This is a genomic window from Variovorax sp. Varisp46, from assembly GCF_059491885.1.
The window spans coordinates 2,923,810-2,950,326 of the sequence record NZ_CP168515.1 but is presented as its reverse complement, the minus strand read 5'-3'; the positions used below and the strand labels follow the sequence as shown (position 1 = coordinate 2,950,326).

19 protein-coding genes are annotated in these 26,517 nt (G+C 67.9%); 10 read left to right on the top strand and 9 right to left on the bottom strand.

The genetic code is table 11. From position 1 onward, the window contains the following. Positions 1–12: 12 nt before the first annotated feature. Both ACEN9N_RS13895 and ACEN9N_RS13890 read left to right on the top strand, forming a co-directional pair. Entirely contained in the window at positions 13–672 is a 660-nt protein-coding gene (locus tag ACEN9N_RS13895) for an aspartate/glutamate racemase family protein (protein WP_413316139.1), read from the top strand. A 22-nt stretch (positions 673–694) separates the two neighbouring features. Next, on the top strand, positions 695–2,053 hold the full coding sequence (locus ACEN9N_RS13890) for an MFS transporter (RefSeq protein ID WP_237726176.1): 1,359 nt from the start codon (positions 695–697) through the stop codon (positions 2,051–2,053). Between the two features lie 71 nt (positions 2,054–2,124). On the opposite strand, the gene ACEN9N_RS13885 is transcribed toward ACEN9N_RS13890, so the two are convergent. The 5 genes from ACEN9N_RS13885 to ACEN9N_RS13865 all read right to left on the bottom strand — a co-directional run bounded on the left by ACEN9N_RS13885 (position 2,125) and on the right by ACEN9N_RS13865 (position 10,848). After that, entirely contained in the window at positions 2,125–2,583 is a 459-nt protein-coding gene (locus ACEN9N_RS13885; protein WP_495656313.1) for a RidA family protein, read from the bottom strand. Continuing rightward, a complete protein-coding gene (locus tag ACEN9N_RS13880; protein WP_007838551.1) occupies positions 2,580–3,551 on the bottom strand; it encodes a transglutaminase family protein in 972 nt (323 codons plus the stop codon). Before ACEN9N_RS13880 ends, ACEN9N_RS13885 begins: the two co-directional genes overlap by 4 nt. 25 nt (positions 3,552–3,576) lie before the next feature. Beyond that, positions 3,577–4,404: a basic amino acid ABC transporter substrate-binding protein gene (locus ACEN9N_RS13875; protein WP_495656312.1), complete on the bottom strand. Its 828-nt coding sequence runs from the start codon at positions 4,402–4,404 to the stop codon at positions 3,577–3,579. A gap of 127 nt (positions 4,405–4,531) precedes the next feature. After that, positions 4,532–7,261 (bottom strand): circularly permuted type 2 ATP-grasp protein, encoded by a 2,730-nt coding sequence (locus tag ACEN9N_RS13870; protein WP_495656311.1) that lies wholly within the window; start codon positions 7,259–7,261, stop codon positions 4,532–4,534. Between the two features lie 62 nt (positions 7,262–7,323). After that, a complete protein-coding gene (locus ACEN9N_RS13865; RefSeq protein WP_495656310.1) occupies positions 7,324–10,848 on the bottom strand; it encodes a transglutaminase family protein in 3,525 nt (1,174 codons plus the stop codon). Between the two features lie 141 nt (positions 10,849–10,989). Here ACEN9N_RS13865 and ACEN9N_RS13860 point away from each other — a divergent pair, with 141 nt between their 5' ends. The 3 genes from ACEN9N_RS13860 (at position 10,990) to ACEN9N_RS13850 (ending at position 16,060) form a co-directional block, all read left to right on the top strand. After that, positions 10,990–13,431, top strand: a complete 2,442-nt coding sequence (locus ACEN9N_RS13860; protein WP_495656309.1) for a DNA internalization-related competence protein ComEC/Rec2 — start codon at positions 10,990–10,992, stop codon at positions 13,429–13,431. Positions 13,432–13,592: 161 nt separating this feature from the next. Beyond that, positions 13,593–15,089 carry a circularly permuted type 2 ATP-grasp protein gene (locus tag ACEN9N_RS13855; protein ID WP_007831587.1) on the top strand — a complete coding sequence of 499 codons (1,497 nt, stop codon included), beginning with the start codon at positions 13,593–13,595 and terminating at the stop codon, positions 15,087–15,089. A gap of 14 nt (positions 15,090–15,103) precedes the next feature. After that, a complete protein-coding gene (locus ACEN9N_RS13850; protein ID WP_007831588.1) occupies positions 15,104–16,060 on the top strand; it encodes an alpha-E domain-containing protein in 957 nt (318 codons plus the stop codon). Here ACEN9N_RS13850 and ACEN9N_RS13845 read toward each other — a convergent pair. From ACEN9N_RS13845 to ACEN9N_RS13830, 4 genes are all read right to left on the bottom strand, one after another. Next, positions 16,029–16,484, bottom strand: a complete 456-nt coding sequence (locus ACEN9N_RS13845; protein WP_495656308.1) for a hypothetical protein — start codon at positions 16,482–16,484, stop codon at positions 16,029–16,031. The genes ACEN9N_RS13850 and ACEN9N_RS13845 overlap by 32 nt on opposite strands. A 22-nt stretch (positions 16,485–16,506) precedes the next feature. Beyond that, on the bottom strand, positions 16,507–18,126 hold the full coding sequence (locus ACEN9N_RS13840) for a phosphoethanolamine transferase (protein ID WP_495656307.1): 1,620 nt from the start codon (positions 18,124–18,126) through the stop codon (positions 16,507–16,509). A gap of 115 nt (positions 18,127–18,241) precedes the next feature. Next, positions 18,242–19,738 carry a glycerol kinase GlpK gene (gene glpK, locus ACEN9N_RS13835; protein WP_413316147.1) on the bottom strand — a complete coding sequence of 499 codons (1,497 nt, stop codon included), beginning with the start codon at positions 19,736–19,738 and terminating at the stop codon, positions 18,242–18,244. A gap of 186 nt (positions 19,739–19,924) precedes the next feature. Continuing rightward, positions 19,925–20,695, bottom strand: a complete 771-nt coding sequence (locus ACEN9N_RS13830) for a DeoR/GlpR family DNA-binding transcription regulator (protein ID WP_007831595.1) — start codon at positions 20,693–20,695, stop codon at positions 19,925–19,927. A gap of 190 nt (positions 20,696–20,885) precedes the next feature. On the opposite strand from ACEN9N_RS13830, the gene glpD reads away from it, so the two are divergent. The 5 genes from glpD to ACEN9N_RS13805 all read left to right on the top strand — a co-directional run bounded on the left by glpD (position 20,886) and on the right by ACEN9N_RS13805 (position 26,476). Further along, positions 20,886–22,466 carry a glycerol-3-phosphate dehydrogenase gene (gene glpD, locus ACEN9N_RS13825; RefSeq protein WP_495656306.1) on the top strand — a complete coding sequence of 527 codons (1,581 nt, stop codon included), beginning with the start codon at positions 20,886–20,888 and terminating at the stop codon, positions 22,464–22,466. Between the two features lie 23 nt (positions 22,467–22,489). Further along, on the top strand, positions 22,490–23,551 hold the full coding sequence (locus tag ACEN9N_RS13820; RefSeq protein ID WP_413315500.1) for an ABC transporter ATP-binding protein: 1,062 nt from the start codon (positions 22,490–22,492) through the stop codon (positions 23,549–23,551). Between the two features lie 158 nt (positions 23,552–23,709). Beyond that, positions 23,710–24,780, top strand: a complete 1,071-nt coding sequence (locus ACEN9N_RS13815) for an ABC transporter ATP-binding protein (RefSeq protein WP_495656305.1) — start codon at positions 23,710–23,712, stop codon at positions 24,778–24,780. Next, complete coding sequence (locus ACEN9N_RS13810) at positions 24,777–25,667, top strand: carbohydrate ABC transporter permease (protein WP_007831603.1); 891 nt, start codon at positions 24,777–24,779, stop codon at positions 25,665–25,667. Before ACEN9N_RS13815 ends, ACEN9N_RS13810 begins: the two co-directional genes overlap by 4 nt. Further along, positions 25,664–26,476, top strand: coding sequence for a carbohydrate ABC transporter permease (locus tag ACEN9N_RS13805; protein WP_007831605.1), 813 nt, complete (start codon positions 25,664–25,666; stop codon positions 26,474–26,476). Before ACEN9N_RS13810 ends, ACEN9N_RS13805 begins: the two co-directional genes overlap by 4 nt. The last annotated feature ends 41 nt before the right edge of the window (positions 26,477–26,517 follow it).

The window sequence follows — 26,517 nt, the reverse complement described above, 5'->3', positions numbered from 1 at the left end:
AAAGCTTCTCGCATGACGGACATCCTGCTCATCAACCCCAACTCGTCGACCGCCACCACGGAGATGATGACGAAGATCGCCAACGGCGAGGCCCCTGCGGGCTGCCGTGTGACCGGCCGCACCGCCACGGGCGGGCCCTCGATGATCGTCAACGAGCAGGAGCTCGAGGCCGCCGCCACCGAGGTGCTGAAGGTGTGGCGCGAGGCTGGCGTTGCGCGCTGGGACGGCGTGATCGTCAGTGCCTTCGGCGACCCGGGAATCGACCTCGTGCGAGCGAACGCGCGGGTGCCGGTGGTCGGCATCGCGGAGGCGTCGATGCGCGAGGCGAGCAATGGACATCGGCGCTTCGGCATCGCCACGGTGACGCCCGAGCTGGTGGCACCCATCGAGCGGCGCGCCCGTGCGCTCGGGTTGCTCGGCCTGTACGCAGGCACCCGCCTGACACAGGGCGACCCGCGCGAACTGGCGGCCGAACCGCAAGCGCTGGAGGACGCGCTGGCACGGGCCGTGCAGCGCTGCATAGACGAAGACGGCGCGCAGGCCGTGATCATTGGCGGCGGCCCGCTGGGCCAGGCCGCGCTGGCGCTGGCACCGCGCTTCGGCGTGCCGGTGATCGCACCGATTTCCGCCGCAATGCGGCAGCTGTGTGCGCGACTCGAAGTCGCGTCCTGAACATGAGGAGCAAGACATGAGCATGAGCACGGCGGCAAATCCGGGCGCATCTGCAGCGGCGTCAGGCACGGGCGTGGACTCGCTCGCGGAACGCGACCTGACCTTCAGGCGCATCGTCTGGCGCCTGATTCCCTTCCTCACGCTGGTGTGGTTCCTGGCGTGGATCGACCGCGTCAACGTCGGCTTCGCGAAGCTCACGATGATGAGCGACCTGCAGTGGTCCGACGCCATCTACGGCGCGGGTGCGGGCGTGTTCTTCATCGGCTACTTCTTCTTCGAAGTGCCGAGCAACATGCTGCTGCAGAAGTTCGGCGCCAAGAAGACCATCATGCGCATCACCATCGGCTGGGGCGTGGTGTGCGTGCTCATGGCCTGGGTGAAGACACCGCTGCAGTTCTATGCGCTGCGCTTCCTCATGGGGGCGTTCGAGGCGGGCTTGCAGCCCGGCGTGATCCTGTATCTGACCTACTGGCTGCCCGCACACCGGCGCGGCAAGGCGCTCGCGTTCTTCGTTTCGGCTTCCGCGCTGTCGCTGATGTTCGGCAGCCCGATCGCCGCCTACCTGATGGAAGCGCTCGGCGGCGTGGGTGGCTTTCGCGGCTGGCAGTGGCTGTTCGTGATCGAGGGCATTCCATCGATCGTGGCGGGGGCCGTGGCGTACTTCGTCCTCAGCGATTCGCCCGCCAAGGCACGCTGGCTGAGCGCGCGGCAGAAGGCGCATGTCGAGAGCGAACTGGTGCTCGAGGCCAGGAGCCTGGGCCACCGCGAGCACAGCTTCCTGGCGTCGATGCGCAACCCGCAGCTCTGGGTGCTCACGCTGATCTTCTTCTGCATCGTGGCGGGCAATGCCACGCTGGTGTACTACGGGCCGAGCATCGTGCGGGAGGTCGGCGTGAACGACATCAAGACGCTGGGCTGGGTCATGGCGGGCATCTACGCCTGCGGCTGGATCGGGATGATCGGCAACGGCTACCTCTCGGACCGGCGCAAGGAGGTGAAGTGGCACACGGCCATCGCGGCCGGGCTGGGAGCGCTGGGCCTGCTGCTCACGGCCTACTTCCTGGGCCAGAAAAACATGGCCGGCGTGATCGTGTCGCTGGCGCTGTCGTCGGCCGGCACGATGGGCTCGATCCCGATCTACTGGCAGATACCGAGCCGCTACCTGTCTGCCACGGCGCTGGTGGTGGGCCTGGCGTTCATCAATTCGGTGGCCAACCTGGCGGGGTATTTCTCGCCGCAGCTGCTGGGCTACCTGAAGAGCAGCACGGGGCAATATGCGCAGGGCCTGACGATCATCGCGGTGGTCGAGTGCATGGCGACGGTGCTGATCGTGCTGTTCGTCTCGCGCGAGAAGGCGCGCAGCCCCGCGCCGGGGGAGTGACTGGACGAGCGCTGCCCGCTGCCGCAGCGGCTCGCCCGAGCCGGGCGTCAACTGAAAAAAGATCGACGGGATCAGCCGACTTCGGCGATCAGCTCGATCTCCACGCAGGCTCCCATCGGCACCTGAGCGACGCCGAAGGCGCTGCGTGCATGCGCGCCCTTTTCGGGACCGAAGACTTCGGCGAAGAACTCGCTCGCGCCGTTGGTCACGAGGTGCTGTTCGGTGAAGGTGCCGACCGAGTTCACGAGGCTCATCACCTTGACGATGCGCTTGACCTTGTTCAGGTCACCCACGGCCGCGTGCAGCGTGCCGAGCAGGTCGATGGCGATGGCGCGTGCGGCCTGCTTGCCTTCCTCGGTGCTGATGCTGGCGCCGAGCTGGCCGGCCCAGACCTTGCCGTCCTTCTTCGCAATGTGGCCCGAGAGGAACACGAGGTTGCCGGTCTGCACGAAGGGCACGTAGGCGGCCGCGGGGGCGGCGACCGGGGGCAGGGTGATGCCGAGGCTGGAAAGTTTGTCGTAAACGCTCATGGAGACTCCTTGTCTTGGGAAGGCGATTGTGTCTGTGTTTGCGGCAGGCCCTCGACCACTTCCCCCACGGGCTGCACGGTCACGCCGACCCGCAGCGTGTGCCTGGCGCCGCCATGGAGTACGCCGCGCATCGGCGACACGTCGGAATAGTCGCGGCCGATGGCGAGCGTGACGTAGTCCTCGCCCGGCTGGCGGCCGTTGGTGGGATCGAAATCGGCCCAGCCGCCCGCGCTCTCGGAACCGTCGTCCTCGCCCTTTCCGGGCAAGTACACCGACACCCAGGCGTGCGACGCATCGGCGCCCACCAGCCGGGGCTGGCCGGGCGGCGGCTGCGTCAGAAGATAGCCGCTGACGTAGCGCGCGGGCAGGCCCATGGTGCGGAAGCACGCGATCATGATGTGGGCGAAGTCCTGGCACACGCCCTTGCGCTGTGCGAGAGCCTCGACGGCGGGGGTGTTGATCTCGGTGCTGTCGGCGTCGTACGCGAAGTCCTCGTACATGCGCTCGGTGAGGTCCATCGCCACGTCGAAGGTAGGGCGGCCAGGCACGAAGCTGGCGCGCGCATAGGCCGCGAAGTCGCCGTGGCGCGGCACGTAGGGCGAGGGAAAGACGAACTCCGAGGCCGCATCGAAGGTGGCGTCCTTGCGGAAGCGGAAGCGCTCGCGCACGGCTTCCCACGGCAGTTCGCGCGCCACGGCGGGCGACAGCACGGGCTGCGAGGTTTCGACCACGCTCTCGGCCGTGACGACGAGCCGGTCGTGCGTGGCTTCGAGTGCGAAGAAGGCGCGCGTGTTGCCGTACAGGTCGGCCAGCTCGTTGCGCTGCGCAGGCGCCGGCTCGATGGCAAGCCGGTGGCTCACGAGCCGCTGCGAATCCGTGGCCAGCGGCTTGAGGTGGGCAAGGTGCTGCGCGGTCTCGACCGGCGGCGAGTACTCGTAGCGCGTTTCGTGGGTGACGTGAAGCAGCATGATCGACAGTGCCCGTTGCGTGGGTCTACTTGGCCTCGGCGCCGAAGTGCGAAGCGTAGATCTTCGCGTAGGTGCCGTCGGCCCGGATGCCTTCGAGGCCCTGGTTGATCCTGGCCAGCAGTTCGGCGTTGCCCTTCTTCACGGCAATGCCGTACTTCTCGACCGGAAAGCCCGCGTCGCTCACGGTCTTGAAACCGCCCGCGGTGTTGTTCGCGATGTAGTGCACCACCACGCCGTTGTCTGCCACCACGGCCTGCACGCCGCCGGCCTCGAGTTCCTTGAGCGCGAGCGGCGTCGATTCGAAGCGCTTGATGGCGGTGCTCGATTTGCCCAGCAGCTTGCCCACGACCTCGTCGCCGGTGGTGCCGTTCTGCACGCCGACTTTCATGTTCTTGATGTCCTCGAATTTCGTGACGGGCGAGTCGCTCTTCACGGCGATCAGCTGCCGGGCGTCGAAGTAGGGCTGCGAGAAGTCCATGGTCTGGCGGCGCTCGTCGGTGACGGTGATGGCCGACACCAGCAGGTCGCGGTCGCCCTGGTCGAGCGCATTGAAGATGCCTTCCCACGGCGTGTTGACGAACTTCACCTCGAAGCCCGCCTTCTGCGCGACCGCCTTCACCACGTCGATGTCGAAGCCCACGATCTCGCCCTTGTCGTTCTGCGATTCGAAGGGCGTGTAGGCGGCGTCGGTGCCGACCACGAGCACGCGCGCGGCGGCCGGTGCCGCCGGTGCACCGGTGGCGGACGGTGCGGATGCCGGCTCCTGCTTGTCGCAGCCGGCGATGGCGAGGGCCGCGAAGAGGCCCGCGGCGGTGAGTGCGAAGCGGCGGTTGATGGTGACGCAGTGGGGCATGGCGGTGCTTCTCCGTGAACTTATTGTGGAACGCCGCGGAACCGGCTTTGCCGGGCCGCAGGCGTTGCCCCCAGCGAGGGGGTGTGCGTAGCGACACGAAGTGCGCGAAGCATGGGGGAGTGCCTGTTCACGCCCCGACGGAGCGCAGCGATTCGGAGGTCAGCGTGAAGTAGCGTGTGCCGATGGCGTCCGACACATGGTAGGCCGCCGTCTCGCAGTTGGCGAGCAGTTCGGCGAGGGCCGGATAGTTGCCATGAGGCCCCGTGGCGCAGAGGTGTTCGAGCGTCCAGCTGGCCGGATCGGACAACTCGTACGACAGCGCCGTCAGCTTGCCGGGCGCACTGCCGGCCAGCCGGGCGATGCGTCCGCGCAGCGTCTGAGTGACCCATGCGAGCGAGCGCGGATTCTCGGCGTCGAGCACCAGCAGGTCGACCATGGTGGCGACATCGCGGCGCTGCTGGTAGCGGGCATGGAAGGTGATGGTGCTGTCGAACAGCGCCACCATCGCCTCGAAGCCGCTGACCTCGTGCACGGCGCCGTTCTCGAAGCCGGCCTCCAGCGCGTTCGACAGGAAGCCCAGGCGTTCGATGTGGCGGCCGATGGACAGCAGGCGCCAGGCATCGTCGCGCGTCATGCGGTCGGTTTGCGCGCCGGTCATGGCGGCCAGCGCGGTGCTGGCGGATTCGAGGGCGCGCAGCGCGGCGCCGGTGGCAAAGCTGCCTTCGCCGGCCTGCTCGGCCGCGCGGCGCAGGAAGTCGGCCTCGGCGCGCACGATCTGGTTCCAGTTGTCCTGCGACAGGCGTTCGCGCACGGCGGCGGCGGCCTGCCGGATGCACATCAGGCTGAAGCCCACGCTGCCGCCGCGCTCCACGTCGCCGAGTTCGGCGATCAGTGCGCGTTCGAACACCCGGCGCGACTTCGGCGCACTGGGCGCCTCGGCTGGCACCAGTGCGTTGCGCAGCGCCATGCGGTGCAGCCATTCGAGCAGCGGGCGCGACGACTGGTCTTCGCTGCCCAGCAGGTTGAGCGTGAGGCGCGCGAGGCGTACGGCGTTCTCGGCGCGCTCGGTGTAGCGCCCGAGCCAGAACATGTTCTCCGCGGCGCGGCTGGTGACGGGGGCACGGTGCCGCGCGAGCGAGGCCGGCGTGGCGTGCGGCTGCAGCAGCGTGGTGCGGTCGACCTCGCCGTGGGTCTGCACCCACACGTCGGCGCTGCTGCCGCCGCGCTGCATCGATGCGATCTGTGCGTCGGGCCCCGCGAGCCGGGCCAGGCCGCCGGGCAGCACGCGCCACGATTGCGCGCCGTCGCTCACCGCGAACACGCGCAGCAGCACTGCGCGCGGCGCGATGTGGCCCGGGCCCATGTCGTTGGCCCAGGTGGGCATCTGCGACAGCGGCAGATAGCCCTGCACGGTGTGGCCGTCGCCTTCGCGCACGATGCGGCCGGCCCATTCGTCGAGCTCGCGCCGTCCGAGCTGGCTGCCGAGCACGGCGTCGAAGCTGGCGTGGCCGTCGAAGCCGGGGTAGGTGGGCTTGATGGCGCAGTCGGCCAGTTGCGGCAGCACCGATTCGAGCGCCGCGCGCTCGCCGCACCACCAGGTGGGCAACGCGGGCAGCTTGAGCTTCTCGCCGATCAGGCGGCGCGCCAGGCCCGGCAGGAAGCCGAGCAGCGCGGGCGACTCGAGGAACGCCGAGCCCGGCATGTTGGCCACCAGCACATTGCCGGCGCGAATGGCCTGCAGCAGGCCGGGCACGCCGAGCGTGGAATCGGGGCGCAGCTCCAGCGGGTCGAGGAACTGGTCGTCGAGCCGCTTGATGAGGCCGTGCACCGGGCGAAGGCCCTGCAGCGTCTTGAGGTACAGCCGCTGGTCGCGCACCGTGAGGTCGCTGCCCTCGACCAGCGTGAGGCCCAGGTAGCGCGCGAGGTAGGCGTGCTCGAAATAGGTTTCGTTGTACGGGCCGGGCGTGAGCAGCGCGATGTGCGGCGGCACGCCGGCCGGGCACATGCGCTGCAGGCCTTCCATCATGGCGCTGTAGGTGGCGGCCAGGCGCTGCACGTGCAGCGCTTCGAAGGCCTGCGGAAACTGCCGCGTGATGGCCAAACGGTTCTCGAGCAGATAGCCCAGGCCCGAGGGCGCCTGGGTGCGCTGCGAGACCACCCACCAGTTGCCGTCGGGGCCGCGCGCGAGGTCGAAGGCCGCGATGTGCAGCCAGGTGTCGCCCGGCGGCTTCACGCCGTGCAGCGCGCGCAGGTAGCCGGGGTGGCCGCGCACCAGCGCCGGCGGAATGAGCCCTTCGGCCAGCAGCTGCTGCGGGCCGTAGACGTCGGCCATCACGCGGTCGAGCACGCGCACGCGCTGCAGCACGCCGGCCTCGATCTGGCTCCAGCTCTCGGGCGAGACGATCAGCGGGAACAGGTCGAGCGACCAAGGCCGCTGCGGGCCGTTGGCATCGGCGTACACGTTGTAGGTGACGCCGTTGTCGCGGATCTGGCGCTCGAGGCTGGCTGCACGCCGGGGCAGGTCGCTGAAGCCGTCGGGGCCGAGTTGATCGAAGAAGGCGTTCCAGGCGGGCGTGAGCGGCGGTTGTTCGCCGGGCGGGGCCTGTGTCTGCGTCTGGGACTGGGATTGCGATTGAGACTGGCCAGACGCTACCGGCCGCTCACCGGCGGTGTCATAGAGCGGCGCAGCGGCGGCAGGCACGGCTCCCGCCGCCGGCCGCACGGGCGCAGCCGCCGTGGCCGCTCCGCGCAGTTCATCGAAATGACCGGGCAGGGCCGCAGGGGCGAGCGCCGACGCCAGGGCAGCTGGAAACTCCAGCGCCTCGGCGTCGAACAGGGATTCGTTCAAAGGTTCCACAGGGGTGGATTGTCACACTGCCGTCACGGGGCGTCCGTTCGGGCAGCGTGCCGAATGACCCCTTACCGCCGCAGGTCCAGCGTGAACGGGAATTCACGGCTGCCCGGCAGCTCGATGGTCGCCGGGGGCGTGCGCATGAGGCCGGGCGTGTGTCCGGTGCGGGTGAAGCGCGAATGGCGGCGGCTTTCGGCCTCGTAGGCGTTGACCGGGAAGGTGTCGTAGTTGCGCCCGCCCGGGTGGGCGACGAAGTACTGGCAGCCGCCCAGCGAGCGCTTCATCCAGGTGTCGACCAGGTCGAATGTCAGCGGCGCATGGGCCTTGATGCTCGGGTGCAGCGCCGACGGCGGGTTCCAGGCCTTGTAGCGCACGCCGGCCACGAACTCGCCCGTGACGCCGGTGGGCTGCAGCGGCAGCACCTTGCCGTTGACGGTGACGACATGGCGGCTTTCGTTCAGGCCGGTCACGCGCACCTCGATGCGCTCGAGCGACGAATCGACATAGCGCACCGTGCCGCCGGCCGAGCCTTCCTCGCCCATCACGTGCCATGGCTCCAGCGCATTGCGCAGCGACAGCTCCACGCCCATCGCCTGCATCTGGCCCACGAGCGGGAAGCGGAACTCGAAATGCGGCGCGAACCAGTCGGCGTCGAAGGCGTAGCCGGCCTGGCGCATCTCGCTGATGACGTCGTCGAAGTCCATCTTCACGAAGGTCGGCAGCAGGAAACGGTCGTGCAGCTCGGTGCCCCAGCGCGTGACGGGGGCCTTGTAGGGCTCGTCCCAGAAGCGGGCCACCAGCGCGCGGATCAGCAATTGCTGCGCGATGCTCATGCGCGCATGCGGCGGCATCTCGAAGGCGCGCAGCTCCAGCAGGCCGAGGCGGCCGGTGCTCGAGTCGGGCGAGTAGAGCTTGTCGATGCAGAACTCGCTGCGGTGTGTGTTGCCCGACACGTCGATCAGGATGTTGCGCAGCGTGCGGTCGACCAGCCATGCGGGCATGTTGGCGCCGTAGATCTCGCGGTTCTTAGCGATCTCTTTCAGCGCGATTTCCAGCTCGTAGACCTGGTCGTTGCGCGCTTCGTCCACGCGCGGCGCCTGGCTGGTCGGGCCGATGAACATGCCCGAGAACAAATAGCTCAGCGACGGGTGGTTGTGCCAGTACAGCAGCAGGCTGGCCAGCAGCTCGGGCCGGCGCAGGAAGGGGCTGTCGGCCGGCGTGGCGCCGCCCATCACGAAGTGGTTGCCGCCGCCGGTGCCGGTGTGGCGGCCGTCGGTCATGAACTTCTCGGCCGACAGGCGGGTTTCGAAGGCGGCGTTGTAGAGGAACTCGGTGTGATCGACCAGTTCCTTCCAGTTGTGCGCCGGGTGGATGTTGACCTCGATCACGCCAGGGTCGGGGGTGACGGCCAGCATCTTCAGGCGCGGGTCGCGCGGCGGCGGATAGCCTTCCATCACGATGCGCATGCCGAGTTCGCGCGCGGTGGCTTCGACGGCCGCGACGAGGTCGAGATAGTCCTCCAGGCGCGCGAGCGGCGGCATGAAGACGTAGAGCACGCCCGAGGCATTGCCCTTCTTCTCGGCCGCGGGGCCGTTGGCGCGGCGCGGGTCGCGCACTTCGACGCACAGCGCAGTGCGCGTGACCCAGTGGGCCGATTCGCCGCGCAGCGGCTGGCGCGCGGTGGTGGACGACTTGTCGGCAGCCTCGTCGGCAGCCTCGTCGGCGGCCGTGGCTGCGCCGCCTTCGCCTGCACTGCCCGGTGCCTGCATGCGCAGCGAGGCCGCCACGACGGGCGGCGTGCCGAAGGCATAGGGCACGGCGCCGCGGTCACCCTCCGCACCGCCTGCCGCCACGGCATAGCGCGCACGGTAGTCGGCCGCGCTCGGCAGCGCACCGCGCGGCGCGGTCGGGTCGCGCTCGATCAGGTAGGGATAGTCGCCTTTGCTCGCCCACGGCTGCGAGTCGAGCGGCAGTCGGTAGCCCATGGGCGAGTCGCCCGGGATCAGGTAGAGCCGGTCGTCGCGCAGGAACCAGGGCCCGGTCTTCCAGCCGGGGCCGGCGAGCGCGGGTGCATCGCTGTTCGCGTTGCCGGGCTCGATGGGCAGCATGTAGCCGATCACCGCGTCGAGCTTCTGCGTGAACACGCGGCGCAGGCGCACGCGCTCGAGTTCGTCGTCGAGCTTCGACTCGAAGGGGTCGACGTTCACCGGCAGGCGGCGTTCGCGCCAGAGGTAGTAGTAGGTGTCTTCGTAGCCGGGCTGGATGTAGCGCTCGGTCAGGCCGAGCTTGTGCGCCAGCACGGTGGTGAAGCGGCGCGCGTCCTCGCTCGTGTACTGCGTGGGAAAGCGCTCGTCGGCGAAGAGCTCGGGGTCGTGCCACAGCGTCTGGCCGTCGGCGCGCCAGAAGATCGACAGCGCCCAGCGCGGCAGCTGCTCGCCCGGGTACCACTTGCCTTGGCCGAAATGCAGGAAGCCGCCCTTGCCGTACTCTGCGCGCAGCTTGTGCACGAGTTCGGTGGCGTAGCCGCGCTTGGTGGGGCCGAGCGCGTCGGTGTTCCATTCGGGCGCGTCGCGGTCGCTGGTGGCCACGTAGGTGGGCTCGCCGCCCATGGTGAGGCGCACGTCGCCGGCCTTCAGGCGCGCATCGACGGCGTCGCCCAGGGCCAGCACTTCGGACCATTGCTCTTCGGTGTAGGGCTTGGTGACGCGCGGCGATTCGTAGATGCGCGTGACCTTCATTTCATGGCCGAACTCGACCTCCGACTCATCCACGCCGCCCTCGATGGGCGCGGCGCTCGATGGTGTGGGCGTGCAGGCCAGCGGAATGTGGCCTTCGCCGGCCAGCAGGCCCGAGGTGGCGTCGAGGCCGATCCAGCCTGCGCCCGGCAGGAACACCTCGCACCAGGCGTGCAGGTCGGTGAAGTCGACCGTGGTGCCGCTCGGGCCGTCGAGCGCCTTCACGTCGGGCGTGAGCTGGATCAGGTAGCCCGAGACGAAACGCGCGGCCAGTCCGCAGTGGCGCAGCAGCTGCACCAGCAGCCAGCCCGAGTCGCGGCAGGAGCCGCTGCCGCTGGCGAGCGTTTCTTCCGGCGTCTGCACGCCGGGCTCCATGCGGATCAGGTAGTTGACGTCCTGCTGCACCTGCTGGTTGATGCCGACCAGGAAGTCGATGGTGCGCTGCTCCTTGCGATCGATCTTGTCGAGGTAGGCCTGCAGCAGCGGCGTGGGCGCTTCGGTGACGAGGTAGGGCGCGAGTTCTTCGGCCTGCGACTGCGTGTACTTGAAAGGGAAGTTCTCGGCCTGCGGCTCGAGGAAGAAGTCGAACGGGTTGTAGACCGCCATCTCGACCACGAGGTCGACCGTGATCTTGAATTCGCGCGTCTTCTCGGGGAACACCAGCCGCGCCTGGTAGTTGGCGAAGGGGTCCTGCATCCAGTTGACGAAATGCTCGGCCGGCTCGACCCGCAGCGAGTACGAGATCACGTTGCTGCGGCAGTGCGGCGCGGGCCGCAAGCGCACGACCTGTGGGCCCAGCTGCACCGGGCGGTCGTATTTGTAGTGGGTGACGTGGTGGAGAGCGGCGTGAATGGACATGCGTTTTTATGTGCAGTGCTGCGAGATTGCATCGAAAAGATGTCTCTTGTGAGACGCATACTAGCCCAGTTGCAAAGCAATTAACGCGCCACTGAGCGTGACTTTGGGGAGGGTTTGCATCATGGGTTCGGGAGTTTCTCGTTGACGCCGTTTCGCGCGTCCGGTGCCGCCGCGGGCAGATCGTGGGTGTTCGCGGCGCTGTGCGGTTCGCTGCTCGGTGCGGTCCTGCAGTTGCAGCAGGCGGGGCTTTGGCGGGCATGGATGTATGCGGGTTTGCTGCTCGGGGCCGGGGCCGGCCTGTGGTGGTGGTGGCGCCTGTCGGGCCGGGGGCTGTTGTTGGCCTCGCTCGTGTGCGGCGCAATGGCGGGTGCGGGGCTTGCGGGATGGCGCGCCGCCATCTACGCGGGCGGTGCGCTGGACCCGGCGCTCGAAGGGCGCGACCTGCAGGTCACCGGTGTCGTGTCGGAGATGCCCCAGCGCAGCGAGGGCGGGACGCGGTTCCGTCTGGATGTCGAGTCTGCGGGCTGGGCCGACCCCGGCGAGGAGGGGCGGCCCACCGTGCCTGATCGCATTGCCCTCGGCTGGTATTCGGAAGGTTCAGGCCTGTGGGACCGGGCTTCGGAAGGCCGCACGCCGACGGCCAGCGCTGTCGGCCCCCTCCACGCCGGCGAGCGATGGCGCCTGACGGTGCGCCTCAAGGCGCCGCACGGCAACCGCAATCCCCACGGCTTCGACAGCGAGCTCTGGATGTGGGAGCAGGGCCTGCATGCCGGCGGCACTGTGCGAACCGGCACGCGCGATGCGGCGCCCGCGCTCGTTGCGCCAACGTGGCGGCATCCCATCGAGCGCGCACGCGAAGCCGTGCGCGACGCCGTCTTCGAACGCGTGCTCGACCGTGCCCAGGCAGGCGTGATCGCGGCCCTGGTTACCGGCGACCAGAGCGCCATCGACCGCTCGGGCTGGGACGTCTTCCGCGCCACGGGCGTGGCGCACCTGATGTCGATCTCCGGCCTCCACGTCACCATGTTCGCCTGGCTGGCCGCGCACGTCGTCGGCCTGCTGTGGCGGCGCAGCATCAGCCGCGCGCTGCGCCTGCCCGCGCAGCAGGCCGCGCTGGTGGGCGGCGTGCTGCTCGCCACGCTCTATGCGCTGTTCAGCGGCTGGGGCGTGCCTTCGCAGCGCACGGTCTGGATGCTGGCGACGGTCGCGCTGCTGCGCCTCACGGGCCGGCGCTGGCCCTGGCCGCATGTGTGGCTGTTGACGGCGGCCGTGGTGGTCGCGCTCGATCCCTGGGCCTTGATGCAGGCCGGTTTCTGGCTCAGCTTCGTGGCGGTGGGCGTGCTGTTCGCCACCGACGCCGGGGTGCCCGGAGAGCGGAAGACCGGCGCGTCTTCCCGCCTGCTCCAGTTCCTGCGTGAGCAGTGGGTCATCACGCTCGCGATCACGCCGCTCAGCCTGCTGTTGTTCCAGCAGGTTTCGCTGATCGGCCTGTTGGCCAATGCGGTGGCGATCCCTTGGGTCACGCTGGTGATCACGCCTCTGGCGATGCTCGGCGTGGCCGTGGCGCCGCTGTGGGATCTGGCGGCCCGCGCCGTGCAGGTGCTGGCGCTGCTGCTGCAATGGCTGGCCGGGCTGCCGTATGCCACGCTCTCGGTGGCCGCGCCGCCCTGGTGGATGGCCGCCTGCGGCGTGGCCGGCGGCGCGCTGCTGGCCATGCGGCTGCCCGGGTCGCAGCGCGCCCTCGGCGTTCCGCTGCTGTTGCCGGTGCTGCTGTGGCAGGCACCCCGGCCCGCGGCCGGCGAATTCGAACTGTTCGCCGCTGACGTCGGCCAGGGCAACGCGGTGCTCGTGCGTACCGCGACACACAGCCTGCTCTACGACGCCGGCCCGCGCTACAGCCTGGAAAGCGATGCCGGCCATCGCGTGCTCGTGCCGTTGCTGCGGGCATACGGCGAGCGCCTCGACACGCTGGTGCTGAGCCACCGCGACCTCGACCACACCGGCGGCGCGCCCGCGGTGCTCGCGATGCAGCCGCAGGCCGCGCTGCTGAGTTCCATCGAGGCCACGCACCCGCTGCAGGCGATGCGTGCGGCGCGGCGTTGCGAGGCGGGGCAGGCCTGGAGCTGGGACGGCGTGCGCTTCGAGGTGCTGCATCCGTTCGACACCGACTACCGCGGCTTCACCAAACCCAATGCGGTGTCGTGCGTGTTGCGCATCGACAGCGGCCGCGCCGTGGCGCTGCTGGTCGGCGACATTGAGCGGTTGCAGGAGGCGGCGCTCGTCACGCGCACGCCGGAACTGCTGCGCGCCGACGTGCTGCTGGTGCCGCATCATGGCAGCAAGACCTCGTCGAGCCCGGCGTTCCTCGACGCGGTGAAGCCGCGCATCGCTATCGTCCAGGCGGGGTACCGCAACCGCTTCGGCCATCCGGCGCAGGAAGTGGCGGCGCGCTACCTGGAGCGCGGCGGTCGGCTGGTCGAGAACACCCGGTGCGGCGCAGCGCACTGGAGCAGCGTGCGCCCCGGGGACCTGGCCTGCGAGCGCGAGCGGAACGCGCGATATTGGCAGCACAGCCCGCCCTGAAGCCGGCTCTGGATTTTCGGGGGAGGCCGTTGTTCCTGCCATCATCGGGACGCTTGCGCCAGGCCGAAAAAAAAGTCGCTCGACCCGCACGCGGCCTCGGCATAAGGGGTTCTACTGGCCCTGAACTTGCTAAGCTATAGCTCAAGGAGATTGGTCGTCCCATGCACAAATTCGACGAGATGTATGAGCAGTTGCCCTATGCGGGGGCTGCGATCCGACAGCACTACAAGCGCTACGACCAATGGCTCGCGAAGCAACCCGGTGAGGTGATGCGTTCGCGACGCGAAGAGGCGGAAATGATTTTCCGCCGGGTCGGCATCACCTTCGCGGTGTATGGCGCGAAGGATGAGGACGGCTCCGGCACCGAGCGGCTCATCCCGTTCGACCTGCTGCCTCGCATCATTCCGGCCCACGAGTGGGAGAGCATGGAAAAGGGGCTGGTGCAGCGCGTCACGGCGCTCAACCGCTTTCTTCATGACGTCTACCACGACCAGGAAATCATCAAGGCCGGCATCATCCCGGCCGAGCAGATCCTGAACAACGCGCAGTTCCGCCCCGAGATGATGGGCGTCAACGTGCCGCACAACGTCTACTCGAACATCTCGGGCATCGACATCGTGCGCGCGCCCGATGCCCAGGGCAACGGCGAGTACTACGTGCTCGAAGACAACCTGCGCGTGCCCAGCGGCGTGAGCTACATGCTGGAGAACCGCAAGATGATGATGCGGCTCTTCCCCGAGCTGTTCAATCAGAACCGCATCGCGCCGGTCGCGCACTACCCCGACCTGCTGCTAGAGACGCTGCGCGCCAGCGCGCCGCCGGCCACGGCCGAGCCCACGGTGGTGGTGCTCACGCCGGGCATGTACAACAGCGCCTACTTCGAGCACGCCTTCCTCGCGCAGCAGATGGGCGTGGAGCTGGTCGAGGGACAGGACCTGTTCGTCAAGGACAACTTCGTCTACATGCGCACCACGCGCGGGCCGAAGCGCGTCGACGTCATCTACCGCCGCGTGGACGACGACTTCCTCGACCCCGAGGTGTTCCGCCCCACGTCCACGCTCGGCTGCGCCGGCCTGATGCGCGCGTACCGTGAAGGCAACGTCGTGATCTGCAATGCCGTGGGCACCGGTGTGGCCGACGACAAGTCGATCTACCCGTACGTGCCGAAGATGGTCGAGTTCTACCTCGGCGAAAAGCCGATCCTGAAGAACGTGCCCACCTACATGTGCCGCAACAAGGACGAGCTGCAGTACACGCTCGACAACATGAAGGACCTGGTCGTCAAGGAGGTGCACGGTGCCGGCGGCTACGGCATGCTGATCGGACCGGCCGCCACGCAGGCCGAGATCGAGGACTTCAAGAAGGCCGTGATCGCCAAGCCCGACGGCTACATCGCCCAGCCCACGCTGAGCCTGTCGACCTCGCCCACCTTCGTGGACGCCGGCATTGCGCCGCGCCACATCGATCTGCGCCCCTTCGTGCTCTCGGGCAGCGAGGTGCAGATGGTGCCCGGCGGCCTCACGCGCGTAGCGCTCAAAGAGGGGTCCTTGGTGGTCAACTCGTCGCAGGGCGGCGGCACCAAGGACACCTGGATTCTCGAAGCCGACCGCGCACCCAAGCCCAAGGCGGCGCCCGCGCAGTCGCAAAGCCAATCGTAGTAGGAGCACCACCGATGCTGTCACGCACCGCCGACCATCTCTACTGGATGTCCCGCTACACCGAGCGCGCCGAGAACACGGCGCGCATGCTGGACGTCAACTACCAGACCTCGCTGCTGCCCCAGTCCGCCGAAGTCGCCAAGTACGGCTGGCAGGGCGTGCTCTCCATCAGCGAGCTGCTGCCCTGGTACAACAAGAAGTACGACCAGATCGCGCCCAAGGAAGTGATGGAGTTCATGGTCAAGGACGAGAGCAATGCCTCGTCGATCGTGTCCTGTCTCAAAGCCGCGCGCGAGAACGCCCGTGCCGTGCGCGGCGCGCTCACCACCGAAGCCTGGGAAACGCAGAACACCACCTGGCTCGAAGTGAACCGCATGCTGCGCGCAGGCGACTTCGAGCGCGACCCGGGCCAATTCTTCGAATGGGTCAAGTTCCGCTCGCACCTCTCGCGCGGCGTCACGCTGGGCACCATGCTCCAGGATGAGGCGTTTTATTTCTCGCGCCTGGGCACCTTTTTGGAGCGCGCCGACAACACCGCGCGCCTGGTTGACGTGAAGTTCCACGCACTCAACAGCGAGTTCTTCGGCACCGCCACCGAGGAAGACCAGGAGTACGACTTCTATCACTGGAGCGCGATCCTGCGCAGCGTCTCGGCCTTCGAGGTCTACCGCAAGGTGTACCGCGACGTGATCAAGCCCGAGCGCGTGGCCGAACTGCTGATTCTTCGCGCCGACATGCCGCGCTCGCTGCACGCGAGCCTGGTCGAGGTGGTGAACAACCTCGCGAAGGTGCAGAACGAGCAGAGCGCCGAAACCCAGCGCCGCGCCGGCAAGCTGCTGGCCGACCTGCAGTACGCGCGCGTCGACGAGATCCTGGCGACCGGGCTGCACGCGTACCTCACGCAGTTCCTCGACCGGGTGAACGAGCTGGGCGGGCGCATCAGCCAGGACTTCCTGGTTCCTGCGCACTGAGGTCCTGTGGGCGCGCGCGGCTGCACGGCCAGTGCGCCGATCCGGCGGGGCCGTTGCGCACCGGCACGGTGACGTTCCACGCGCGATAGCTCCCGTCGACGGACCGGGCGCATGCCACGCTGACGCCGGGACGGGGCGATCCTGTGGCCCAACCGGTTTTCAGCGGTGTCTTGCACAACGGAACGAAGACCTTGGCGTTCGGTTCGATGGCTTCCCAGTGCGTGCCGTGGCGGGCGTTCTCCTGAAAGACGAACCGCCTCGCTTCTTCCCTGATTTCGTAAAGGCCGTGCTTGAACGAATTGGAGCGATCGTCGTCGATGCTCCAGCCCGCGGCGCTCGGCAAGGCGAAGAGGCACAGGACCACCGGCAGCACCCTGCGGTGCCTGCCCGAGCACGGGAACATCGACACTACTTCCTTCGTCATCGTTTTCTCTCCGGAGGGGGCGTCAGCGCGAAAAGGATTCGATGGCCACCGGCATCTCCGGCGCCTGCCATCGATAGGCGTCGCTCAGCACGTTGCGCGTGGGAATTTGGCCATTCCATCGGATGCGGAGCAAGTCCGCGAGGACCCAGGCGGTCCAGTCCGCGCGAAAAGGTCGTTGCTCCGCTTCGACCGGCAAGGCGTCGCGGTTGCGCCAGATCAGGGCCGGAATGCGATAGCCCGATGCGGTCGATGGGCTGTGGCCCGCGCGATCGCTGACGTGGCCCACTTCCTGGCCGTGGTCCGACAGGTACATCCACGCGAGGTAGTCGCCAGGCTTGCCCGCGGTGCGTGTTTGCTGCAGCAGCTCCGACACCACGAAGTCGTGGTACAGCAGCGCGGCGTCGTACTCCTGGCGGAAGCGGCGCACCCAGGCCGAGCGGCCGTCTTTCACGAGGCCGTTCTCGACCGCGTCGACATCATCGTCGAAAGGATTGGCGTTCTCCGGAAAGCGCAGGCTGTAGTGCGGATGCGCGCCCATCAGGTGAACGACGATCAGCTTGCGGTCGGTGCTCGCATCCTGCAGCGCCTCCTGCACGCAGTCGAGGATCTCGCCGTCGAGCGAGGCGCTGGCGCGGCCCGGCGTGCGGTTGACCATGTCCACCACGTCGGCGAGGCGCGCATGCTGCTGCTCGATGGCGAGGTCGTCGTGGTTGCTGATCCACCAGACCTTGTAGCCTGCGGCGCGCGCCAGCGCCAGCACATGCGGCGGGTTGTCGCTGTCGGGCAGGCCGAAACGGAACATGTTGCGCAGTGCGGGCAGGGTGCTGGCGTCGACCGACCATGCGTTCTTCAGCACCGCCATCTGCCCTCCGGCCTGCGCCCTGTGCGCCAGCAGGCGCGGCGTGGTCGGGCGCCCGTAGCCGTACAGGGCCATGTTGTCGCGGTTGATGCTGTCGGTGATGACCAGTACGACGGTGGAGGGGCCTGCCTGCGATATGGCGGGCGCGATGCTCCTGGCCTGCGCCATCAGGCGGTCGCGCTGTTTCTGTTGGTCAGCCCAGGCGGATCGCAGCGTGTGGACGGAGTTCGCCCACTGCGTCCAGAAAATCGCGGGATGCAGCCGGCGCCAGGGCTTGCTTGCATAGGCGGCGCATGCGACGAGCAGCAGCAGCGCGATCAGCGCCACGGCCCATCGCGCGGGCCGGACGGATGGGGCCACCGCACCGCGCCGCGCGAACATGCCCATGAGCACGCCCGCAACGGCCAGCACGGCACACCACACGGCCGCGGAGCGCCAATGCATCCACAGGTATTCGGTGCCTTCGCGCGCGTTGGTGTTGGCTGCGGCGCCGAGCACCATCGCGCTGTCGGGCGCGGCCTGGTAGGTGTCGAGCAGGTAGGCGCGCACTGCGCCGTCGAGTGCGAAGCCAATGGCCCAAAGCCAGACCAGCAGGGTGCGCAATCGCCGCATCTGCGTGCTGCGCAATGGCCACGCAAGCCACAGCACCATGGGCGCTGCAAGCACCGCGAGCTGCGCGATGCGCCGGCCGTCGTGGCCCAGCGCAATGAGCGCCAGCAGTGTTGCACCTACCACGCCGCAGGCGGGCAGGGCATTGCGCGGAGGGGAGGGACGGGTGGTCAAGCAGGTAGCGCGGGAGGTCGGGGCGGGCGCATTCTGCCCCGGGGCCTGCGCTACGCGCCCCAGTGGCCCGATGATGGCGAGGTATTTGCACCGCCCACGGTAGCCCCCGGGACGATCAGGTCGCCGTGGCCTGCCGCACCGCGCGCTCCCAGCGTGCCATCGACTCCTCCGCCTGCGCGCGGCCCATGGTGGGCATGAAGCGGCGCTCGATCTTCCACAGCTTCGACAGCTGGCGCGCGTCGGTGTAGACGCCGGTCGACAGCCCCGCGAGGTACGCGGCGCCCAGCGCGGTAGTCTCGATCACTTCGGGCCGCACCACCGGAATGCCCAGAAGGTCGGCCTGGAACTGCATCAGCAGGTCGTTCACGCTCGCCCCGCCATCCACGCGCAGCTCGGCCACGGGCTTGCCGCCGGCAGCCACTGCGTCGCGGCTCATGGCCTGCAGCAGCGCGGCGCTCTGGTAGGCGATGCTTTCGAGCGCGGCGCGCGCGATGTGCGCGACCGTGGTGCCGCGCGTGAGCCCCGTGATCGTGCCGCGCGCGTCCGCGTCCCAGTAGGGCGCGCCGAGGCCGGTGAAGGCCGGCACCATCATCACGCCGCCCGCATCGGGCACGCTCTCGGCCAGCGACTGCACCTCGGCGCTGCCCTTGATGGCCTTGAGTCCGTCGCGCAGCCACTGCACCACGGCGCCGCCGACGAACACGCTGCCTTCCATCGCGTATTGCGGCGTCTTGTCGGTCTGCGCGGCGCTGGTCACGAGCAGTCCGTTGTGCGAGGGCTGGAACGCGCCGCCCGTGTGCATCAGCAAAAAGCAGCCGGTGCCGTAGGTGTTCTTGGCCATGCCGGCCTCGAAGCAGGCCTGGCCGAAGAGGGCGCTCTGCTGGTCGCCGGCCACGCCGCCGATGGGTAGCGCATGGCCCAGCAGTGCCGCGTCGGTATCGGCGAAGTGCGAACTCGACGGCTGCACTTTCGGCATGAGCGCGGCGGGGATCTCCAGTGCGGCGAGCAGGTCGGCGTCCCATTCGTTCCGGTGCACGTTGAAGAGCATCGTGCGCGAGGCATTGCTGACGTCCGTCACGTGCACCTTGCCGCCGGTGAGCTGCCACATGAGCCAGCTGTCGACGGTGCCGAAGGCCAGTTCGCCGCGGTCGGCCTGCGCGCGCGCGCCAGGCACGTTGTCGAGCAGCCAGCGCAGCTTGGTGCCGGAGAAGTACGCATCGATCACCAGCCCGGTCTTCTCGCGGATGGTGTCGGTCATGCCCGCGTCGCGCAGCTGCGCGCACAGCGGCTCGGCGCGGCGGTCCTGCCAGACGATGGCGTGGTGCACCGGCTGGCCGGTCTTACGGTTCCACAGGACGGTGGTCTCGCGCTGGTTGGTGATGCCGATGGCGTGAATGTCGGTGGGCTGCAGCTTCGCCTTCACCAGCACTTCGCGCGCGGTGGCGAGCTGGCTGCGCCAGATTTCCATCGGGTCGTGCTCGACCCAGCCCGGCTGCGGATAGATCTGCGTGAGTTCCTTCTGGGCTATGGCGACGATGTGGCCTTCGCGGTCGAACACGATGCTGCGCGAGCTGGAGGTGCCTTGGTCGAGGGCTAGCAGGTAGGTGGTCATAGGGGCAATGTTTCTCTGAGTCCGCTCATCGAACCGACGTTGTCTTGCTCCTTCCCCCTCCGGGGGAGGGCCGGGATGGGGGCGGGCCTTCGATGGGGCGCGATGCGTCTGTGGAGGCCGCCGTGCCCCCACCCCAACCCTCCCCCAGAGGGGGAGGGAGCAAGGCGGGAGCAACAGGGGATGTGCTCATGATTCACGCGCGATTTCCAGGCGCACCTGCGCCGCATGCAGCAGGTCCGCAAAAGGCGCAGGCGGCTCCGCATCCGTGAACAGCCGGTCGATCTGCGACAGCGTGCCCAGCTGGATCATCGCGGGCCGGTTGAACTTGCTCGCATCGGCCGCCAGCCACACCTCGCGTGCCTGGGCAATGATGGTCTGCGCCACCTTCACCTCGCGCAGGTCGAAGTCGCGCAGCGAGCCGTCCGCCTCGATGCTCGACACGCCGATCAGTGCGATGTCGACCTTGAACTGGCGGATGAAATCGATGGTGGCCTCGCCCACGATGGCGCGGTCGCGCGGGCGCACCGAGCCGCCCGCCACGATCACCTCGCACGATGTGTTGCCGCTCAGGATGGTGGCCACGTTCAGGTTGTTGGTGATCACGCGCAGGCCGGTGTGGCGCAGCAGCGCCTTGGCGATGGCCTCGGTGGTGGTACCAATGTTGAGGATCAGCGAGCAGTCATTGGGCACCAGCTCCGCCACGCGGCGGGCGATGCGCGCCTTGCCTTCGGCATGCAGCGTCTCGCGCTGCTGGTAGCCGATGTTTTCCGTGGTCGAGCTGGGCATGCGCACGCCGCCGTGAAAGCGCGTGAGCAACCCCTCGTCGGCCAGCCGCTGCACGTCGCGCCGCACGGTCTGGAGAGTGACGCCGAGCATGTCCGCCAGCTGTTCGACGGTGACGGAACCGCGCGTTCGCACGGTGTCCAGGAGGTTGATCTGGCGCGGGTTGGAATTCACAAGGGCGTCGTGGAAAGCGGGAAGAGTGGGGGCAAGGGTACAGCGCGTGCCACTTTAAAACGAACGAAAACGAAGATGCCTAAGGGAAAACTCGGGGGGAAATCGCGCTAAAAGGAATCCAAATGAAAAAACACGAAAATACAATGGCCGCCGTCAGTGACCAAAGTCACGCTTCAACGGACTCCTTTCTGTGAGCGATTTTTCTTCCAGTTCGCCCGCGCCAGCCACCGATTGCGACGTGCTGATCGTCGGCGGCGGCATCAACGGCTGTGGCATTGCGCGCGACCTCGCTGGCCGCGGCTGGCGCGTGGTGCTGTGCGAAAAGGACGATCTCGCCTCGCACACTTCTTCTTCCTCCACCAAGCTGATCCACGGCGGGCTGCGCTACCTCGAGTACTACGAGTTCTCGCTTGTGCGCAAGGCGCTGCAGGAGCGCGAGGTGCTGCTCAAGAGCGCGCCGCACATCATGTGGCCGCTGCGCTTCGTGATGCCGCATGACCCGTCGATGCGCCCGGCCTGGATGATCCGCATCGGCTTGTTCATGTACGACCATCTCGCCAGGCGCGAGGTGCTGCCGGGTTCGCGCAGCGTCGATCTGCGCAAGCACGCGGCCGGCAAGCCGCTGAAGGACCAGTACAAGCGCGGCTTCATCTACTCCGACGGCTGGGTCGACGACGCGCGCCTCGTGGTGCTCAACGCGCTCGACGCGCAGGCGCGCGGCGCCGAGGTGCTGACCCGCACGCGCTGCGTGAATGCGCAGCGCGATGCCGACGGCTGGACCGCGACGCTGCTGGGCGCTGACGGCGGCAAGCGCACGCTGCGCGCCCGCGCGGTGGTCAATGCCGCGGGGCCGTGGGCCGAATCCTTTCTGCGCGGCGTCGCGCAGTCGGCCAGGGGCGAGGCGCTGGCCACCAAGAGCCTGCGGCTCGTGAAGGGCAGCCACATCGTCGTGCCGCGCCTGTTCGAGCACGACCACGCCTACATCTTCCAGAACCCCGACAAGCGGATCATCTTCGCCATTCCCTACCAGGACGAGTTCACGCTGATCGGCACCACCGACATCGAACTCACCGGCGACGACCCGGGCGCCGCACGCATCGCGCAGGAGGAAATCGACTACCTGTGCACCCAGGCCAGCCGCTACTTCGAGAAGCCCATCGTGCCGGCCGACGTGGTGTGGACCTACTCGGGCGTGCGTCCGCTGCTCGACGACGACTCGGGCGACCCTTCGGCCGTCACGCGCGACTACATGCTCGAATCGAACACCACGGCCGCGCCGCTGCTGTCGGTATGGGGCGGCAAGATCACCACCTTCCGCAAGCTGGCCGAAGACGCGGCCGACGAGGTCGGCAAGATGCTCGGGCAGTCGAGCGCGCAACGCCCGGCCTGGACCGACGGCGCCTTCCTCGCGGGCGGCGACCTGTCGGCCTGGATCGGCGCTGCCAGCCGGCCCGATGACGATTTCGAGCGCTTCGTATCGGCCGTGCAGGCCAGGTATCCGTGGCTCTACGGCCAACTGGCACGCCGCTTCGCGCGCGGCTACGGCGCCCGCATTGCGGACCTGCTCGGTGATGCGAGGTCCTTTGCCGACCTGGGCGCCGAAGTGGCGCCGGGCCTGTACGAGCGCGAACTGCGCTTCCTGCAGGACCACGAATGGGCCGTGAGCGCCGAAGACGTGCTCTGGCGGCGGTCCAAGCTGGGGCTGCACTACACGGCCGAAGAGCGCGAGCAGGTCGCGCTCTGGCTGCAGTCCCATCCCAAGAGCAACTAGATCCGTAAAAGAGAGCAGCGCCAATGCAATTGACACTGGAGCGCGTCACCAAGAAGGTGGGAGCGCAGACATGGCTCTACGAGCAGAGCATCGCGCCCCGAAGCGGCGCGGTCACCGTGCTGCTGGGCGCCACGCAGGCCGGCAAGACCAGCCTCATGCGGCTGATGGCCGGACTCGACACGCCGACCGAAGGCAAGGTGCTGGTCGACGGCAAGGACGTGACCGGCATGCCCGTGCGCGAACGCAATGTCGCGATGGTCTACCAGCAGTTCATCAACTATCCGTCGCTCAAGGTGTCGGACAACATCGCCTCGCCGCTGAAGCTGCGCGGCGAGACGAACATCGAGGCACGGGTGAAGGCGCTGGCCGAGAAGCTGCACATCGGCATGTTCCTCGACCGCCTGCCGGCCGAGCTCTCTGGCGGGCAGCAGCAGCGCGTGGCGCTGGCACGCGCGCTTGCCAAGAACGCACCGCTGATGCTGCTCGACGAGCCACTGGTCAACCTCGACTACAAACTGCGCGAAGGCCTGCGCGAAGAGCTCACGCAGCTCTTCGCCACCGGCGACTCGACCGTGATCTACGCCACCACCGAACCGGGCGAGGCCTTGCTGCTCGGCGGCTACACGGCGGTGATGGATGCCGGCGAACTGCTGCAGTACGGCCCGACCGCCGAGGTGTTCCATGCGCCGCAATCGCTGCGCGTGGCGCGCGCCTTCAGCGATCCGCCGATGAACCTGCTGCAGGGCACGGCGGCCGCCGGCAAGGTGCAACTCGCGGGTGGCCCCGCACTGGCGCTGGCCTTGCCTGAAGGCGTATCGGGTGCTGTCACGGTCGGCTTGCGCGCGAGCGCATTGAACGTGGGCGCGAGTGAGGGCGACATCGCCTTGCCCGGCAAGGTGGAGCTGGCCGAGATCTCGGGCTCCGACACCTTCGTGCACGTCGAGACCGCGGTGGGCGAACTGGTGGCGCAGCTCACCGGCGTGCATCGTTTCGAGCTGGGCGCGCCGATCACGCTGTACTTCAGCGCGTCGCAGGCCTATGTGTTCGATGCCAGTGAAAAACTGGCGCTGGCGCCGAGGAAATAGGATGACCCCCAGTCTTCGCGCACTTCGTGTCGCTTCGCCAACCCCCTTCCAGGGGGCAACACCAGCGGCCCGGCAAAGCCGGTTCCGCGGTGTTCCGCGACAAGGTCTCGACTGTTTCATGCATTGCGTATCACGCGGAAGCGTGAAGGAGAGCTGACATGGCACGCATCGATCTCGACCTGGCCCACGCATACCGTGCGAACCCCACGCAGGACAGCGACTACGCGCTGCTCCCGCTGAAGATGAGCTTCCGCGACGGCGGCGCCTATGCCTTGCTCGGCCCCTCGGGCTGCGGCAAGACGACCATGCTGAACATCATCTCGGGCCTGCTCGTGCCTTCGCAGGGCACGGTGAGCTTCGACGGCCGCGACATGACGCGGGCCACGCCGCAGGAGCGCAACATCGCGCAGGTGTTCCAGTTCCCGGTGATCTACGACACCATGACCGTGGCCGAGAACCTCGCGTTCCCGCTGCGCAACCGCAAGGTGCCGGCCGACCAGATCAAGAAGCGCGTCGGCGAGATTGCCGAGATGCTCGACATGAGCGGGCAGCTCAACCAGCGCGCGGCCGGTCTGGCGGCTGACGCCAAGCAGAAGATCTCGCTGGGACGCGGGCTGGTGCGCAGCGACGTATCGGCGGTGCTGTTCGACGAGCCGCTCACCGTGATCGACCCGCACCTGAAGTGGCAGCTGCGCCGCAAGCTCAAGCAGATCCACCGCGAGTTGAAGCTCACGCTGATCTACGTGACGCACGACCAGGTCGAGGCGCTCACCTTCGCGGAAGAGGTGGTGGTCATGACGCGCGGCAAGGCCGTGCAGGTGGGCAGCGCCGACGCGCTGTTCGAGCGGCCGGCCCATACCTTCGTCGGGCATTTCATCGGTTCGCCGGGCATGAACTTCCTGTCCGCGCAGAGCGCGAACGGCACCATCGAAGTGGCGGGCACGCCGCTGGCGTCCACGCGGGAATTGCCGCAGGGGCCGCTGAAGATCGGCATCCGCCCCGAGTACCTGCGTCTGTCGAATGCAGGCGCGGCCGGTGCGGTGCCGGCCGTGGTGAAGCAGGTGCAGGACGTGGGCACGCACGTGATGCTGGGCGTGGAAGCCGGCGGTAGCCTGCTGAAGGTGCGGCTGCATTCGGACGACCGGCCGCCCGCAGTGGGAGACACGGTATGGGTGCGGGTGCTAGACACGCACACCTGCTATTACAAGGATGAGGAACTGGTCGCATGAACGCAACCACCAAGCCAATCAATCAGAAAGCCTGGTGGCTCGTGCTGCCAGTGCTGATCTGCGTGGCCTTCTCGGCCATCGTGCCGCTCATGACGGTGGTCAACTACTCGGTGCAGGACATCATCTCGCCCGAGCGCCGCGTGTTCGTGGGCACCGAATGGTTCGCCGCGGTGATGCGCGACGACGAGCTGCACCAGGCGCTGTGGCGCCAGCTGGGCTTCTCGCTGTCGGTGCTGCTGGTCGAGATTCCGCTGGGCATCGGCCTGGCGCTGTCGATGCCGGCCAAGGGCTGGAAGTCGTCGGCCGTGCTGGTGGTGGTGGCGCTGTCGCTGCTCATCCCATGGAACGTGGTCGGCACCATCTGGCAAATCTACGGGCGCGCCGACATCGGCCTGCTGGGCCACGCGCTGCAGACCCTGGGCATCGAATACAACTACACCGGCAGCGCTACCGATGCGTGGCTCACCGTGCTGGTGATGGACGTTTGGCACTGGACGCCGCTGGTGGCGCTGCTGTGCTATGCGGGCCTGCGCTCCATTCCCGACGCCTACTACCAGGCCGCGCGCATCGACGGCGCGAGCAAGTTCGCGGTGTTCCGTTTCATCCAGCTGCCCAAGATGCGCGGTGTGCTGATGATCGCCGTGCTGCTGCGCTTCATGGACAGCTTCATGATCTACACCGAGCCCTTCGTGCTGACGGGCGGCGGGCCGGGCAATGCGACCACCTTCCTGAGCCAGTACCTCACGCAGAAGGCCGTGGGGCAGTTCGACCTGGGGCCGGCGGCAGCGTTCTCGCTGATCTATTTCCTCATCATCCTGCTGTTCTGCTTCGTGCTCTACAACTGGATGCAGCGGGTCGGTACGCAGGAAGCGGAGGTGGAGAAATGAACGAGAAGAGATTTCACAAGCGCAGCATCTTCCTGGTGCTGTACATCCTGTTCGCGCTGCTGCCCATCTACTGGATGGTCAACATGAGCTTCAAGACGAACGAGGAGATTCTGTCGAGCTTCTCGTTCTTCCCGCAGCAGCTCACCTGGGCCAATTACGCGCGCATTTTCACCGACGAGTCGTGGTACTCGGGCTACATCAACAGCCTGATCTACGTGGCGATCAACACGGTCATCTCGCTCACCGTGGCGCTGCCGGCGGCCTATGCGTTCTCGCGCTATTCGTTCCTGGGCGACAAGCACGTGTTCTTCTGGCTGCTGACCAACCGCATGACGCCGCCCGCGGTGTTCCTGCTGCCGTTCTTCCAGCTCTACAGCACGGTCGGCCTCATGGACACGCACCTGGGCGTGGCGCTCGCGCACCTGTTGTTCAACGTGCCGCTGGCGGTGTGGATCCTGGAGGGCTTCATGAGCGGCATCCCGCGCGAGATCGACGAGACGGCGTACATCGACGGCTATTCGTTCCCGCGCTTCTTCCTCACCATCTTCCTGCCGCTCATCAAGGCCGGCGTGGGCGTGGCGGCGTTCTTCTGCTTCATGTTCAGCTGGGTCGAGCTGTTGCTGGCGCGCACGCTCACGAGCGTGAACGCCAAGCCCATCGTCGCGACGATGACGCGCACGGTGAGCGCGTCGGGCATGGATTGGGCAACGCTGGCAGCGGCCGGCGTGCTGACCATCGTGCCGGGCGCGATCGTGATCTGGTTCGTGCGCCACTACATCGCGAAGGGTTTCGCGATGGGGCGCGTTTGAATGATGGTTTCTCTCCCTCGCCCGGAAGGGGAAGGAGCAAG